13 protein-coding genes are annotated in these 14,585 nt (G+C 65.2%); 6 read left to right on the forward strand and 7 right to left on the reverse strand.

Annotation, left to right across the window (positions count from 1 at the left end; all coding sequences use genetic code 11):
• On the reverse strand, nucleotides 1–1,169 hold a 1,169-nt coding region (locus SFU54_RS08190; protein ID WP_319015790.1), incomplete at its 3' end, for an ATP-binding protein.
• Between the two features lie 196 nt (nucleotides 1,170–1,365).
• Between SFU54_RS08190 and SFU54_RS08195 the strand changes: the two genes are divergently transcribed.
• Nucleotides 1,366–1,584: a hypothetical protein gene (locus SFU54_RS08195; RefSeq protein WP_319015791.1), complete on the forward strand. Its 219-nt coding sequence runs from the start codon at nucleotides 1,366–1,368 to the stop codon at nucleotides 1,582–1,584.
• Nucleotides 1,585–2,607, forward strand: a complete 1,023-nt coding sequence (locus SFU54_RS08200; protein WP_319015792.1) for a sugar-transfer associated ATP-grasp domain-containing protein — start codon at nucleotides 1,585–1,587, stop codon at nucleotides 2,605–2,607.
• Between the two features lie 45 nt (nucleotides 2,608–2,652).
• Here the strand turns inward: SFU54_RS08200 and SFU54_RS08205 are convergent, their stop codons facing one another.
• The 4 genes from SFU54_RS08205 to SFU54_RS08220 all read right to left on the reverse strand — a co-directional run bounded on the left by SFU54_RS08205 (nucleotide 2,653) and on the right by SFU54_RS08220 (nucleotide 7,323).
• Nucleotides 2,653–3,354 (reverse strand): coenzyme F420-0:L-glutamate ligase, encoded by a 702-nt coding sequence (locus SFU54_RS08205; RefSeq protein ID WP_319015793.1) that lies wholly within the window; start codon nucleotides 3,352–3,354, stop codon nucleotides 2,653–2,655.
• A 54-nt stretch (nucleotides 3,355–3,408) separates the two neighbouring features.
• On the reverse strand, nucleotides 3,409–4,866 hold the full coding sequence (locus SFU54_RS08210; RefSeq protein ID WP_319015794.1) for an RNA polymerase sigma factor: 1,458 nt from the start codon (nucleotides 4,864–4,866) through the stop codon (nucleotides 3,409–3,411).
• Nucleotides 4,867–5,032: 166 nt separating this feature from the next.
• Nucleotides 5,033–6,370: an MFS transporter gene (locus SFU54_RS08215; RefSeq protein WP_319015795.1), complete on the reverse strand. Its 1,338-nt coding sequence runs from the start codon at nucleotides 6,368–6,370 to the stop codon at nucleotides 5,033–5,035.
• A gap of 29 nt (nucleotides 6,371–6,399) precedes the next feature.
• Nucleotides 6,400–7,323: a PAC2 family protein gene (locus tag SFU54_RS08220; RefSeq protein WP_319015796.1), complete on the reverse strand. Its 924-nt coding sequence runs from the start codon at nucleotides 7,321–7,323 to the stop codon at nucleotides 6,400–6,402.
• 107 nt (nucleotides 7,324–7,430) lie between these two features.
• Between SFU54_RS08220 and SFU54_RS08225 the strand changes: the two genes are divergently transcribed.
• The 3 genes from SFU54_RS08225 to sucB all read left to right on the forward strand — a co-directional run bounded on the left by SFU54_RS08225 (nucleotide 7,431) and on the right by sucB (nucleotide 11,829).
• On the forward strand, nucleotides 7,431–8,930 hold the full coding sequence (locus SFU54_RS08225; protein WP_319015797.1) for a leucyl aminopeptidase: 1,500 nt from the start codon (nucleotides 7,431–7,433) through the stop codon (nucleotides 8,928–8,930).
• Nucleotides 8,931–9,037: 107 nt separating this feature from the next.
• Nucleotides 9,038–10,411 carry a dihydrolipoyl dehydrogenase gene (gene lpdA, locus SFU54_RS08230; protein ID WP_319015798.1) on the forward strand — a complete coding sequence of 458 codons (1,374 nt, stop codon included), beginning with the start codon at nucleotides 9,038–9,040 and terminating at the stop codon, nucleotides 10,409–10,411.
• Between the two features lie 56 nt (nucleotides 10,412–10,467).
• The gene (gene sucB / locus SFU54_RS08235; RefSeq protein WP_319015799.1) at nucleotides 10,468–11,829 is read left to right on the forward strand and encodes a 2-oxoglutarate dehydrogenase, E2 component, dihydrolipoamide succinyltransferase; all 1,362 of its coding nucleotides are present in this window, start codon (nucleotides 10,468–10,470) and stop codon (nucleotides 11,827–11,829) included.
• On the opposite strand, the gene SFU54_RS08240 is transcribed toward sucB, so the two are convergent.
• Complete coding sequence (locus SFU54_RS08240; protein ID WP_319015800.1) at nucleotides 11,826–13,475, reverse strand: hypothetical protein; 1,650 nt, start codon at nucleotides 13,473–13,475, stop codon at nucleotides 11,826–11,828. The two genes, sucB and SFU54_RS08240, sit on opposite strands and share 4 nt — an antisense overlap.
• 115 nt (nucleotides 13,476–13,590) lie before the next feature.
• Between SFU54_RS08240 and SFU54_RS08245 the strand changes: the two genes are divergently transcribed.
• Nucleotides 13,591–14,301 carry a DUF4191 domain-containing protein gene (locus tag SFU54_RS08245; protein WP_319015801.1) on the forward strand — a complete coding sequence of 237 codons (711 nt, stop codon included), beginning with the start codon at nucleotides 13,591–13,593 and terminating at the stop codon, nucleotides 14,299–14,301.
• A gap of 29 nt (nucleotides 14,302–14,330) precedes the next feature.
• Here SFU54_RS08245 and SFU54_RS08250 read toward each other — a convergent pair.
• A partial coding sequence (locus SFU54_RS08250) for an RDD family protein (RefSeq protein WP_319015802.1) occupies nucleotides 14,331–14,585 on the reverse strand: 255 nt, incomplete at its 5' end.

Consider the following 14,585-nt stretch of genomic DNA (forward strand, 5'->3'; position numbering starts at 1 on the left):
ACGGCGGGCGTGCCCAAAATCTCTTTCGTCTGGCCTTCGAACTGTGGCTCGGGCAAGCGCACCGTCAGCACGGCCGTGAGGCCAGCGAGTACGTCGTCTTTCTCGAGTTTGTCGGTGCCGACTTTCAGGCGACGCGCGTTCTTCTCAACCTCGGCGCGCAAGAACTTCAGCAGTCCCTGTTCGAAACCGAGCTGGTGGCTTCCGCCCTTCGGCGTCGCGATGATGTTGACGTACGAGCGGAAAGTGGTGTCGTACCCCGTTCCCCAGCGGAGGGCGATGTCGACAACACACTCGCGCTCAACCTCGGTGGGAACCATGTGCCCGTTGTCTTGCAACACGGGCACCGTCTCGGTGAACGTGCCGCTGCCCGTGATGCGCCACGTGTCGGTGAGCGGAGCATCCGGTGCCAAGAAGTCGGCGTACTCGCTAATGCCCCCGTCGAACCGGAATGACTCGGTGACCGGTTCGGCCCCCCGATCATCCGTGAGCTCGAGCGTGATGCCCGGCACGAGAAAAGCGGTCTGGCGCAACCGGCCGATGAGTTCTTCGGTGAGAAAGCTCGCGCCTTTCGTGAAAATCTGCGGGTCGGCCCAATACCGGATACGGGTTCCGGTGACGCCCTTGGCGACCTTGCCTACTTTGCGCAACTCACTGCCCGAGACAAATGGCGAGAACGGCGCGTCAGGCCGCGGCCCACTGGCATCGTCGGCGAAAACACCGGGCTCGCCGCGGTGAAACGACATTGCCCACGTGGCGCCATCACGATCAACCTCAACGTCGAGCCGCTGGCTGAGGGCGTTGACGACCGAGGCCCCAACACCATGCAGGCCGCCGGATGCGGCATACGACCCGCCACCAAACTTGCCGCCGGCGTGCAGCTTGGTGAAGACAACTTCGACGCCACTCAGCCCGGTCTTGGGCTCGATGTCAACGGGAATGCCTCGAGCTCGGTCACGCACTTCGACGCTGCCGTCGGGGTGCAGCCTCAAGTCAATCTGGGTGCCAAAGCCACCCAGCGCCTCGTCGACAGCGTTGTCGATGATCTCCCAGAGACAGTGCATGAGACCGCGTGAATCGGTCGAGCCGATGTACATACCCGGGCGCTTGCGCACCGCTTCAAGACCTTCGAGTACAGACAGGTGGCGGGCGGAGTAGTCAGAGCTGGGCACGCCATTCATCGTAAGCGGGCCGACCGACGCGCTCGGGCTCCCACTCCGACGCGCGATCACACGACCTCGCCAGTGGCTCGACCTCGCCTACGCGTTCAGCGAAATCGAGGCGTATTGACACGGCTTCGACACAGGCGTGTGGTGCAATGGTGTCTTCACGAGATTCGCGACGCCAACGGAGAGTGAGGGGCACCCCATGACACAGATCACCACCGAGAACCCGAGCGTCACGACCGCGCCTCTGTCGGCGCTCGACCGCTGCGACAGCTGCGGCGCTCAGGCCTATGTACGGGCTACTCTCGCCACGGGTGAGCTGCTCTTCTGCGCCCACCACGCGGCTCGCTTCAAAGAGAAGCTGTCGGGCTCGGCACTCGCCTGGCACGACGAGACGGACCGCCTCACGGCTTCTGCGTAAGTGGCGGGGTCGCTCGGCTGGGGCAATCGCCTCCGGTACCTCGTCAAACGCGCACGCGCGATCGACACGGCCAACCTTCGCCGGCTGGCGGGGCTCATTGCCGCGTCAAGCGGTCGGCCACGACTGTTCATCACCCTCGACATGCTGTGGGCGGCCGTTCGACACGAGACCGCGTTTCAGGATTACTTCGACTGGGACTTTCACACGCTGACCAGTCGCGAGCGACGGACCTTCATCACGCACCCGAAGTCGAACCACTTGGCACTCAGGCTCAACGCCGTCGAGCACCGCTCCACATTTGCCAATAAGGCGCTCTTCAACGTTCGGTTCGCTCCCTACCTGGGGCGAGAGTGGATCGATGTGCGCACGGCAAACGACGACGAACTCTCTGCCTTTCTCGCCCGGCACTCCCGCGTGATTGCGAAAGTTGCCGACAGCCTCGGCGGTGATGGCATCGAGGCGTTCACAAGCGCTGACGTCTCCGAAGTGGCGGCGTTCCGGGCCGCACGCATCGCGAACCGACAGGTCTTGCTCGAAGAATTCTTGACGCAACACCCCGAGATGTCTCGACTCAACGACTCGAGCGTCAACACCCTGCGAATCGTCACCTACCTCGACGACGCGGGCACCGTGCACACGCTGGCCCGTGTGCTCAAGATGGGCAACGGCGGCGATGTGGACAACTTCAGCGACGGCGGCATGTACACCATGCTCGACGCTGACGGCGTGGCTCACTACGCGGCCTTTGACGGTGCTGGCGGGGTCTACACCGTGCATCCGCGCTCCGGAACGTCAATCGTGGGTTTCGCCGTACCCCAGTGGGATGCCGTGCAGGCCCTCGTCGAGAAGCTGGCTCGCGAAGTGCCCGACATTCGATACGTCGGCTGGGACGTTGCGATCACACCGTCAGGCGCTGCGGTCATCGAGGGCAACTACAACACAGGCGTCTTTCAACTGAAGCCCAGCGCGACGGGCGTGCGCGAAGGCCTCTTGCCGGTCTACCGCGCCGCCATCGGCTTCTAGCGCGCGAGCACGTCAGCGGGTGAACGCGCGAGCGAAGCGGCCGCGCTAGGCCGCGGGGCGAACGACGCCGAGCGGCGTGCTCTGGTGGTTCTGGCCGAGAGGGTTGTCCGCGAGGATTCCGACGAGTTGTTTTTCGGCGGCCGACGACAGGGTCGAACCGAGAACGTTGCCCCCGAAGTCGTTGATGTCGACGATCGCCACCTCGATGGCACCGCCCAGTGCGGCCTGAAGTTCACGAGCGACCTCTCGCGGTCGCAACGGCACAAGCACGACCTGCGTGTTGTAGGGCGGAATCGTGTTGTGCGTCGGACCATCAATGCCGCGAGCCTTGGGGCCCGCAATGCGATAGAAGTCGCCCTTGCGGCCCAGCGCCTTCGTGACGGCGGCAACAGCAGCCGCAAAGAGAATGCGCGGGGTGCCACATTCACGCAGCGCCATCTCCATGGTCTCGGGCATACCGAGTCCTATGCCGTGCGAGGTCTTGGTCACGTACCGCGAGAGCCGGTGCGCGAGCGGGCGCGCATCGATCGAGTCGACGGGGTACGACCGGCCCTGGGTGATCGCGACGATTTTCTCGGTCACGAACAGGGTGTCACCCGGGCGAATCACGTCGGCCGCGTAACGCGTGACGACCTCGACGATGTCTTCTCCGGCCATGACGACATGCGTCTTGATCGGGATGCGCTCAAACGCAGCACCCGCCACGTCTCGAACGAGCGGCTTGCCTTCGTTGGGCGTTGCAGTCATGAGATCTCCGAGAGGTCGGGGCGCAGAGCGCGACGATCGACGAACAGTGCCGGTTTACTCGAGGTAATCGCGCAGGGCCTGCGACCGCGAGGGGTGACGCAGCTTGGCCATGGTCTTTGACTCGATCTGACGGATGCGTTCACGCGTGACACCAAACGTGTCACCAATTTGGTCAAGCGTCTTGGGCATTCCGTCGCCGAGCCCGAAGCGCATGCGAATGACGCCCGCCTCACGCTCGGACAGCGAATCGAGCAAGCTCTCGAGCTGCTTCTGCAGCATCGTGAAGCCGACAGCATCGGCGGGCACAACGGCCTCAGTGTCTTCGATCAGGTCACCGAATTCACTGTCGCCGTCTTCACCGAGCGGAGTGTGCAACGAGATGGGCTCGCGGCCGTACTTCTGGACCTCGATGACCTTTTCAGGAGTCATGTCGAGCTCGCGGCTGAGCTCTTCGGGCGTGGGTTCGCGGCCCAGGTCTTGCAGCATCTGACGCTGCACGCGAGCCAACTTGTTGATGACCTCGACCATGTGCACGGGAATGCGAATCGTGCGTGCCTGGTCGGCCATGGCGCGCGTGATCGCCTGACGAATCCACCAGGTGGCGTAGGTCGAGAACTTGAAGCCCTTGGTGTAGTCAAACTTCTCGACGGCCCGGATGAGACCGAGGTTTCCCTCTTGAATCAGGTCGAGGAACTGCATGCCGCGGCCGGTGTAGCGCTTCGCGAGCGAGACGACGAGTCTAAGGTTGGCGCCGAGCAGGTGGTTCTTTGCTCGCTGCCCATCGCGCGCGACCCACGACAGGTCACGGCCGAGCGCCGAACGCTTTTCCTTCTCGGTCATCGACGACAGCTTCTCTTCGGCGAAAAGCCCCGCTTCGATACGCATCGCGAGCTCGACCTCTTCGGCCGCGTTGAGCAGCGGGACCTTACCGATCTGCTTCAGATAGTCCTTAACCGGGTCGGCGGTTGCGCCCGTGATCGCCGATGAGTAGACGGGAACCTCGTCGTCATCGGTGTTCGAGATCACGATCGCGCCGGTGGGCAGCGGACCTGCCGAGCCGCTTGCGCTCTCGTCATCGTCATCGTCAGCGTCGTCATCGCCAGCGTCATCGGCGACGTCGTCGTCGCCGACCACAATGACGGCCTCGACCGCTTCGGGGTCAATCGCCTCAGGGTCAATGCCGTCGCCGTCAATCGCGTCGGGGTCGACCGCCTCGGGGTCAATCCCATCAAGGTCGATGACCTCGTCGTCGCCCTCTGCGTTTGCGCCGGCCGGGGCCGTGGCCTTCTTCGACGCCGCACGCTTCGGTGCCGCGGGGGCCTTCGCAGCAGGTGCCTTCGCGACTGCGGTCGTCTTCGCCGCAGCAGGGGCCTTCGCGGCGGCGGTCTTGGCGGCGGTCGTCTTTGCTGCGGCGGGGGCCTTGGCAGCGGTCTTCGCCGGGGCGGCCGCCGTGGTGGCCTTCTCGTCAGCAGCGGTCGTGCCGGTGGTCTTTGTGGTCGCTCGGGCAGCCATGGGCCCCTCTTCTCGCGTTATGCGGGCAGTACAAAGACCCATGTCAAGTCCGTCACGCTCGTGTCACTGCGAGAGCAGCTCCATGAGAGACCGGTTGACTGGGTCGTGAAGTTTCATTATCGCACACCGCTCGCGAGATCAAGACCATTCGCTGGCGGTCAGTGCCTCACTCCCCCCGAGGGCCTCCGCCCCCGCGCCGTCGTCTTCTGTATCGCTTCACGATGGCGACCCAGAGGGGCCCCACGGCAATCCCGTCGTCATCGTGCACACGACGTCGCGTGCGGTATCGCGCCACGAGCATGAGGGCGACAACCAACCCCACGATCGGAAACTGCGTGGCGAGCGCCCAGCGCCAGTGTTCCCAGGCGTACAACTGCGAGGGGTCTGCCCCCGGGCTTTGCGCATCAAGCACGACTCCGACGATGAGCATGATCACTACGGTGACCGTGAACCCCCCGACATTCACAAACCCCGACACAGCGCCATGCCGCACAGGAGGGTTGTAGCTGCGAGCAAAGTCGAATCCGATGAGCGAACCGGGTCCGCCCGCTGCCACCACGACAAACAGCGCAATGACGAGCGCCAGCGGTGGGATGCCCGGCCACAGCAACACGACCGCCCACGCCACGGCCATCGCCCCAACGATGCCCAACACGAGGTTTGACCGTCGGAACGGAAACCGCGCCGACAGCAGGCCGATAATCGGTCCGGCGATCGCGGCCACCACGACCATGCCTCCTAGAATCGCCGAGGCGAGCGCAGGACCGTACCCGAGACCGATCGACAGCATGGGAAATCCCCACAGCAAGGCGAGCATCGACCCGCTCGACTGCGTGGCCGCGTGCGCCCAAAACCCGAGGCGGGTGCCGGGGTGACGCAGGCTTTCACGCAAGCTGCTAAGCGCGGTGCGCAGCGAGCTGGATCGCTGCGACGACGCCCCGGCGGGAGCATCCGTCACCGCCACCAGCACGGCGATGACCGCAAGCACCGAGAGCGATGCTGCGCTGGCAAACGCGGTCGTCCAGCCGCTCAGCTGCAACACGAGTGCGAACGGGATGGCCGAGAGAAGCTGACCGGCTTGCCCCAACGTGCCCACCCACTGTGAGAGTTGCGGCAAGCGCCGAGGCGAAAACCATGCGCCGAGCAACCGCAGCACCGAGATGAACGTCATGGCGTCGCCCGCACCGACGAGCACGCGCCCCACGAGCGCAAGCGGAAGCTCGTCGGCGAACGCCACGAAGACCTGACCTGCCGCCATGGTTGCGGCGCCCGTGACGATGAGCACCCTCGGGCCAAAACGGTCGACCATGACGCCGACAGGTATTTGCAGAACGGCGTAGACGACGAGTTGCACGACACCCAGAGTCGACAAGGCCGTCGCATCAATCGCAAAGCGATCTGTCGCTGCGACAGTCGCGACTCCCATGCTCGAGCGCTGGAGAACCGCGACGACGTAGGCAAGGGTTGCGACGACCAGCACCGCCCAGGCGCGGCGTGTGTCCATGGGCTCAGCTCCCGCTGAGCACGACGCCCCTAGGGGGTCTCGTCGTCATCGGCCGCTTGCCGAAAGGCCAAGAACTTCTCGAGCTCGGCCGCGATCGAGTCGGCACTCGGCAACTCTCCATCTTCATCGGTCAACGGCGAGCGAAGCGGGTTGTCTTCCATGTAGCTGTCGTGCCGCTGTTCGAGCGACTCGACGAGCCGGGCGAGCTCACTGTTTCCCTCGACCTGCCCCTCGATTTTCGCGAGAAACTCACGGCCTTCGGCACGCAATCGATCGGTGGGAAACAGCAGGCTGGTTGCCGCCGTGATGCTCTCGAGCGCGGTGACGGCCGCGGACGGAAACTCGGTGTCGGCGAGGTAGTGCGGCACCAGCAGAACAAAGCCAGCGATCGGATGGCGGGACTCGGTGAGTCGATACTCGAGCAAGTGCAAGACGTTGCCGGGAACCTGCGTGCTCGGGCGCCAGACCGAGAGTGCTTCGATGAGCTCGTCTCGGGCACCGCTCACGGTGACGCCGATGGGCCGCGTGTGCGGAACCGGCATCGGGATGGCGTGCACCCAGGTTGTCGACGCGACGCCGTAGCGCGCGATGATGCCGAGCAGAGCATCCACAAAGCGTTCCCACTGAAAGTCAGGCTCGTAGCCCGTCAGCAAAAGGAACGGTGTGCCGAGCTCGTCGTGGGCGAGGCGCAAAGCGAGCTCGGGGCGCCGATATTCGGTGATGCGGGTCTCTTCGAACACCATGATTGGTCGACGCGCGCGGTAATCGAGAAGCGCGTCATTGTCGAACACCAGCACCTCGCGGTGGTCGAGTTCATCGAGCAGATACTCCGAGACCTGCGCGACGGCGCCTCCCGAATCAACGAAGCCCGTCAGACCGATGACGAGCGGCAAGTCGCGCGGCACTTGGTCTTCCGTCATCGTGACGGTGTAGAGCTCGGCCGGGTTGTGCATGACTCCATGCTAGGTCGCAGCATCAGACGCGGCGGGCCGCTGGGCGCGTGCCGAGAGCGAACATCGCGAGACAGTGACCACAGGCACGCGCGGATAGCATGACGCGCATGCCTGTGCCTTCGCTCGCCGTCTCTGCCCGTGCCGCTCACGACCTTGACGTTGATGCCCTCGTCGTCGGTCTTGCCCCGGCAGGCGATGACGCCGTGAGCGTCGTGGGCATCGAGTCGGGTCCCCTCGCCGAGTTCGGTTCGGGCTTGCGGATGATCGGTCTCACCGGCGCCGTCGACGAAACCGCGCGGCTGCCGGCGCCCGAGGGCGTCACGGCGACGAGCATCCTCGTCGTTGGCCTCGGTCGCGGCCCCCTCACGCCCGAGGCGTTGCGTTCGGCGGCCGGCACTGCGGCACGCACCCTCGGAAATGTCGCGCGCATTGGCCTCGCCCTGCCCACGTCGAACTCCGCCGATGTGCAGGCTGTACTCGAAGGTGCCGCCATGGGCAGCTACCGCTTCACGAGCTATCGCTCGACCGAGGCGCCGCTTGGCACGACCGAGGTCACCGTGGCCACGAGCGTGGCCGACGCCGAAGCCCCCACACGCGCCGCAACCGCGACAGCGCGAGCTGTGGCACTCGTGCGCGACCTCGTGAACACTCCCCCGAACGATCTGTACCCCGAGTCCTTTGTCGAGCAAGCTCGAGCGGCCGCCGCCGAACTCCCCATCGAATTCGAGGAACTCGGCCCCGACGAGCTGGTCGCGGGGGGATACGGCGGCATCATGGGCGTCGGTCAAGGCTCGGCTCGCCCACCCCGACTTCTCGTGATGCGCTATCGCCGCGATAGCGGTGATCGACACCTCGCGATTGTGGGCAAGGGAATTACGTTCGATTCGGGAGGGCTCTCGATCAAGCCCGCTGCTGCCATGGTTGGCATGAAGTACGACATGACGGGCGCTGCGACCACGCTCGCCGCGGTCATCGCGGCAGCGCAACTGGAGCTTCCGGTGCGCCTCACGGCGTGGTTGTGCCTTGCCGAGAACATGCCATCGTCGAACGCGATGCGCCCCAACGACGTTCTCACCATTCGGGGAGGAACCACCGTCGAAGTTCTCAACACCGATGCCGAAGGGCGGCTCGTCATGGCCGACGGGCTCGCTGCGGCAAGTGAAGAACGGCCCGACGCCATCGTCGACATCGCGACGCTCACGGGCGCCGCTCGAGTGGCGTTGGGCGAGCGGTATGCCGGGCTCATGGGAGACGACGCGCTCGTCGCAAAGGTGCAAGCCGCGGCCGCCGACACCGGCGAGCTCGTCTGGCCGATGCCGTTGCCCGCCGAGCTTCGTCCTCTTCTGAAAAGTGATGTCGCTGACCTCGCCAACGCCAAGCCGGGCAGCACCGCCGCGGGCATGCTGCTGGCGGGAGTCTTCTTGCGCGAGTTTGTGGGCACCACGAGCGATGATGCGGATGCGCCGCGCATCCCGTGGGCTCACCTCGATATTGCGGGGCCCGCCAATAATCCCGCGGGTGCTTTTGGGTACACCCCGAAAGGCCCCTCGGGAGTCATGGTGCGCTTGCTCGTGCGGCTCGCGGAACGGTTCGCGACGAGGGAGTAGGCTCGTCTGCGGGCACGGGACCGTCGTGCCGCACAGCGGGTCGACCCGCCACCTCGAGTGTCGACCCCCGCATGACAATCCTTCGTGGATGTAAGGAGCCTCTGCCGGTGTCGGACCAGAACTTTGACCTCGTCATCCTTGGCGCCGGAAGCGGCGGTTACGCCGCTGCCTTGCGCGCCAGCCAGCTCGGGATGAGCGTCGGACTCATCGAGAAGTCGAAGGTGGGTGGCACGTGCTTGCACGTCGGCTGTATTCCCACCAAGGCTCTCTTGCACGCGGCAGAGGTGGCCGATGCCGCGCGTGACGCGGCCAAGTTCGGCGTCAAGGCCACGCTCGAGGGCATCGACGTTCCCGCGGTCATTCAGTACCGCGAAGGCATCATCGCGAGCAAGTACAAGGGCCTTCAGGGCCTCATCAAGGCCCGCGGCATCACGATGATCGAGGGCGAAGGTCGCCTGACCTCCCCCACGACTGTGCAGGTGGGCACCAGCACCATTACGGGCAAGAACGTCATTCTCGCGACGGGCTCGTACTCGCGCACGCTTCCCGGCCTCGAAATCGGTGGTCGCGTCATCACGTCTGAGCAAGCTCTGCAGCTCGACTACGTGCCCAAGAAGGTCGCCGTGCTCGGTGGCGGCGTCATCGGCGTGGAGTTCTCGAGCGTGTGGCGTTCGTGGGGCTCTGAGGTGCACATCATCGAGGCGCTCCCCCACCTCGTGCCGATGGAAGAAGAGTCGATCTCGAAGCAGTTCGAGCGCGCGTACCGCAAGCGCGGCATTGAGTTCACGCTCGGCGTGCGCTTCCAGAGCGTGACGCAGAACGACCAGGGTGTCGTCGTCACTCTCGAAAACGGCGCCACGATCGAAGCTGACCTGCTTCTCGTTGCCGTCGGCCGTGGCCCCGCCACCGCCAACCTCGGCTTCGAAGAGGTTGGTGTCGCCATGGATCGCGGATTCGTGCTCACGAACGAGCGTCTTGAGACGAACATCCCGGGCCTCTACGCGGTCGGCGACATCGTGCCCGGGCTGCAGCTTGCACACCGCGGGTTCCAGCACGGCATCTTCGTCGCCGAAGAGATCGCAGGGCTCAACCCCGTTGTCATCAACGACGTCAACATTCCCAAGGTGACCTACAGTGAGCCCGAGGTCGCCTCGGTCGGACTCAGCGAGGCCAAGGCCAAGGCGCAGTACGGCGACGCGGCTGTTGCGAGTTACGAGTACAACCTCGCGGGCAACGGCAAGAGCCACATTCTCGAAACGGCCGGCTCGATCAAGGTCGTGCGCGTTGTCGACGGCCCCGTTGTCGGCGTGCACATGATCGGCGCGCGCGTCGGCGAGCTTATTGGCGAAGCGCAATTGGCCGTCAACTGGGATGCACACCCCGAAGACGTTGCGCCGTTGCTGCACGCTCACCCCACGCAGAACGAGGCACTCGGCGAAGCGTTCTTGGCCCTCGCGGGCAAGCCGCTTCACGCGATGTAACCCCGACCCCACAACTACGCTAGACACCCACCACAGGTTTCGAAGGAGCACTACTGATGAGCGAATCCGTCAACCTCCCGGCGCTCGGCGAGAGCGTCACTGAGGGAACGGTCACCCGATGGCTGAAGAATGTCGGCGACCGGGTTGAGGTCGACGAGCCCTTGCTCGAGGTCTCGACCGACAAGGTCGACACCGAGATTCCGTCGCCCGTCGCCGGTGTCATCGAAGAGATCCTCGTGGCCGAAGACGAGACCGTTGAGGTCGGCACCCCGCTCGTTCGCATCGGTACGGGCGCTGGCGCGAGCGCCGCAGCCCCGGCACCGGCGCCCGTTGCCGAGCCCGCACCGGTGGCGGCTCCCGAGCCCGTTGCCGCTCCCGAGCCGGCACCGGCCCCGGCCCCTGCCGCGGCTCCGGCCCCTGCCCCGGTCGCGGCACCCGCACCTGCTGCGGCGCCCGCACCCGCTCCCGCTGCTCCGGTGGTCACCCCGGCTGCCGCTGTAGCGGCAGCTGCCCCGGCGACGTCGGCGGCCTACATCACTCCCCTCGTGCGCAAGCTCGCGGCCGAGCACGGCGTCGACCTCACCCGTGTCACGGGCACGGGTGTCGGCGGACGCATTCGCAAGCAAGATGTCGTCGCGGCGGCGTCTCGCTCGACGGGCGGCTCGAGCGCCGCTGCTCCTCGGGTTGCACTCGAGACCTCACCGTTGCGGGGCACGACGGCCGCTATGTCGCGGTTGCGCAAGGTCATCGCCGAGCGCGCGGTCATTTCGATGCAGTCGACCGCTCAGCTCACGACGGTTGTCGAGGTTGACGTCACAAAGGTTGCCGCTCTGCGAAACGCGGTGAAGGGCGATTTCGAAAAGGCGACCGGAACCAAGCTGTCGTTCTTGCCGTTCTTCGCGAAAGCGGCGACGGAAGCGCTCCGCGCGTTCCCGATTATCAACGCCACGGTTGATGGCGACTCGATCGTCTACCCCGAGACGGAGAACCTGTCGATCGCGGTCGACACCGAACGCGGCCTGCTGACGCCGGTCATCCGCAACGCGGGCGACCTCAGCATTGCCGGGCTCGCCCGGGAGATCGCAGACCTGGCCACGCGGACGCGTGACAACCAGCTCAAGCCCGACGAGCTTGCGGGTGGCACCTTCACCCTCACCAACACGGGTTCGCGCGGCGCCCTCTTTGACACTCCCGTCGTGTTCTTGCCGCAGGTCGCAATTCTCGGAACCGGCATCGTGAGCAAGAAGCCCGCGGTCATTCAGGTCGACGGTTCTGACGTCATCGCCGTGCGGTCGATGGTCTACTTCGCTCTGTCGTATGACCACCGCATCGTTGATGGCGCCGACGCCGCACGTTTCTTGAGCGCCGTCAAGGCACGACTCGAAGAGGCCGACTTCGATGGGGACCTCGGCATCTAGTCGACCTGCTCGTCACTGAGCACGCTGCGAATACGCCAACCGGCCTCGCTTCTCACCACGAGAAGCGAGGCCGTTGCCGTTGACGTTGTGGTGGTTTCCGTCGACGATGAGGTGCCCGGCACGACGAGATCGATCACAGCCGCACCTCCCATGCGTTCGACAACGACGGACTCACCGCGATCGGCGAGCCATCGTTCGAGAACCGCATGGCGTGGGTCTTCTCGACCAAGAAGACTGTGTGCTGCAGAGCCAGCATGCGCCACCTCGGCAACACACTCCGCCGACGCTTCTGTCTCGGCATCCATCACGGCCGCGTGACACCTCACCCACCGCGACACCAGTTCCGCAGTGAGGAGAGGCCAGTCATCAGCGCCGGGGTCCGCAAGACTCTCAGGTGCTCCAGCCGCCCGGGCCGACGCGACGTTCGTCGTTGGGGGCACACCCGTCGGCACGATCAACGGCTCGTCGTCCGCGGCGGACGGCGAGTCGCCCGCCGCGCTGCTGCTCGCATCGGGTCCGGCGAGAGTCAGTGCATCGGGTGAACTCGGAGCCCACAGGATCATGAGCGCTGTCACCAGAGCTGCGCAGCCGAGCGCTCCCACCACGACGAAACGAGAACGCGCGACTCCCCGAGCCGCGATCAGAGGTGCGATCGCGACAGAGATCGTGCTCAGTCGTGTGATGAGCGATTGAACGGCGGTCTCGATGGCCGTGCGAAGAGCCACGGGCACGCCCACAGCGACCATCGTGTCGAGCGCGGCGGACAACCAGCGGGGTGTTGCCCCGCGTGGAGTCGCGTCGTGACTCTCTTCTTCTGCCACTCGCGGCTCGACGGTGAGTTCACTGTTCTGCTCACTCCCGTCGTCGTGGGGGGTGCCATCTCTGGTGGTCTCCCCATGAAGAATGACGGGCTCCGGGGCAGCGAGCCCAAAAAGGGTTGCCGAGGTCCACACGCCCTGGTGGGCACCGGAAAGCACGCTCGTGAGCGCGGGTCGATCTGATGCCGTCACCGCCCGTGCAACCGCGTGCGCCAGGCGCTCACGGCGATCGCGGTCGCCGGAATACGCCGGCTCTCGCGAGCGAAAACGTTCGGGCAACGGTGGACTAACAACGGCTTCAGAGACTCGCACCACAACAGGTGCCCCCGCCTCGGTGAAGCGGACGGAGGTTGTGTCAAACGACAAGCCCGTAAGCCCCATCGCATGAGCGGTATCAAGAGCATCGGTCAACGGGGCCAGAATCGTGACCGCTTCACCCAACGACAAGGTTCCGTGTCGCGACGCGAGAAGGTCAGCGAGAGACGGGCCTGCGGCGAGGTCGAGAATGAGAGCCAGTCGGCGGTCGGAGGCGGTAACCAGATCACGCATCGCAACGACGTGCTCTCGCAACGCGGCAGCCGACCGGGCGATCACGTCGTGTGCAGCGACTTCAGCATCGATGAGGTGAGATGGGCAGTCACGCGCGAAGAGCCGAGCAACGAGCGTCTCGTTGCCCGCACGCACGAGGAGGGTCGTTGCGGTCGGCGAGTGCGACAGCACCCGGACGATGCGGTAGCCCCCCAGCTCGCCGGGGAGAGCATGCGCATTCCCCTTCTCTCCGCGCAGACGAGCGTCACCGTCGGTTTCAGACACGCTGTCGAGGGGCACGACCCCATCGTCGTGAGCCGCCGAGCCACCGAACGCACGAGTTCTTCGCCCTGGGGACGATGTGCGTGCTCACTGCGGAAAGGAGGAGTGGAGCACTGCCCCTATCCTGGTAGGTATGGCCCGCACCTCCGCTCAGAAGCCCCCGAAAGAACCCGGTCGCATGAAGCAGATGTGGCAGGTGTTCCAGATGACGCGCCGGATGGATCCGCTCGCCCCCTGGATCATGCTCTTGGTCTTCTTGTTGCCGATTCTGGCAAGCGTCCTGCTCGCCGTCTTTGCCACTCCCGGAGACGTGCTTGCGGGCATTTTGTGGGTTGTGACGGGTGTCTTGCTCGGTGTGCTTCTCGTGCTCATCGTGCTGGGCCGGCGCGCCGAGCGTGTCGCGTACCGTCAGATTTCGGGCCAGCCCGGTGCCGTGGGTGCCGTTCTCAAGTCGTCGCTGCGCCGCGCCTGGCAAGCCAGCGAAATGCCCATCACGGTGAGCCCCAAAACCCAGGATGCTGTCTACCGCGCCATTGGAAAGCCCGGTGTCGTCATCATCGGTGAGGGGCCCCAGTCGCGTACTCGTCGCATGATGGAAGACGAGCGTCGCAACGTGAGCCGCATTGTGCCCAACGTTCCCGTTCACTTCATTTTCGTGGGCCCCGACCTCGAGAGCGTGAAGCTCGAGAACCTTGCGCGCACTCTCAACAAGCTCAAGCGGACCCTCACGAAGGCCGAGGTGTATGCCGTGAGCAATCGCTTGACGTCGCTCAGCAAATCGAGCCTGCTCCCGATCCCCAAGGGCATTGACCCCTTGAAGGCGCGGGCACCCAAGCCTCGCTAACCCCGAGGCTCGCTAATCCCGAGGCTCGCTTAGCGGCGCAGCAAGATGGTTCCGGCCGCGCGATCATGCAATCCGCGGTGGTTTTCGTCGAACAGCAGAGCGGGAATCACGAGGGCGATCAAGAGCGCGCGCACGATCGGTCGCCAGACGCCGAGCAAGCCGCCCGCCATCGGCACGACGCGCATCCCGAGCACAGCATGGCCCAGACTCGCATTGATGACGACCGTGAACAGCACCTGCAGGGCAACAAAGATCAGCAGCGTGGCGATCGAGTCGTAGGAGAA

The organism is Microcella sp. (genome assembly GCF_033763155.1).
In the GTDB taxonomy this organism is placed as follows: Bacteria; Actinomycetota; Actinomycetes; order Actinomycetales; family Microbacteriaceae; genus Microcella.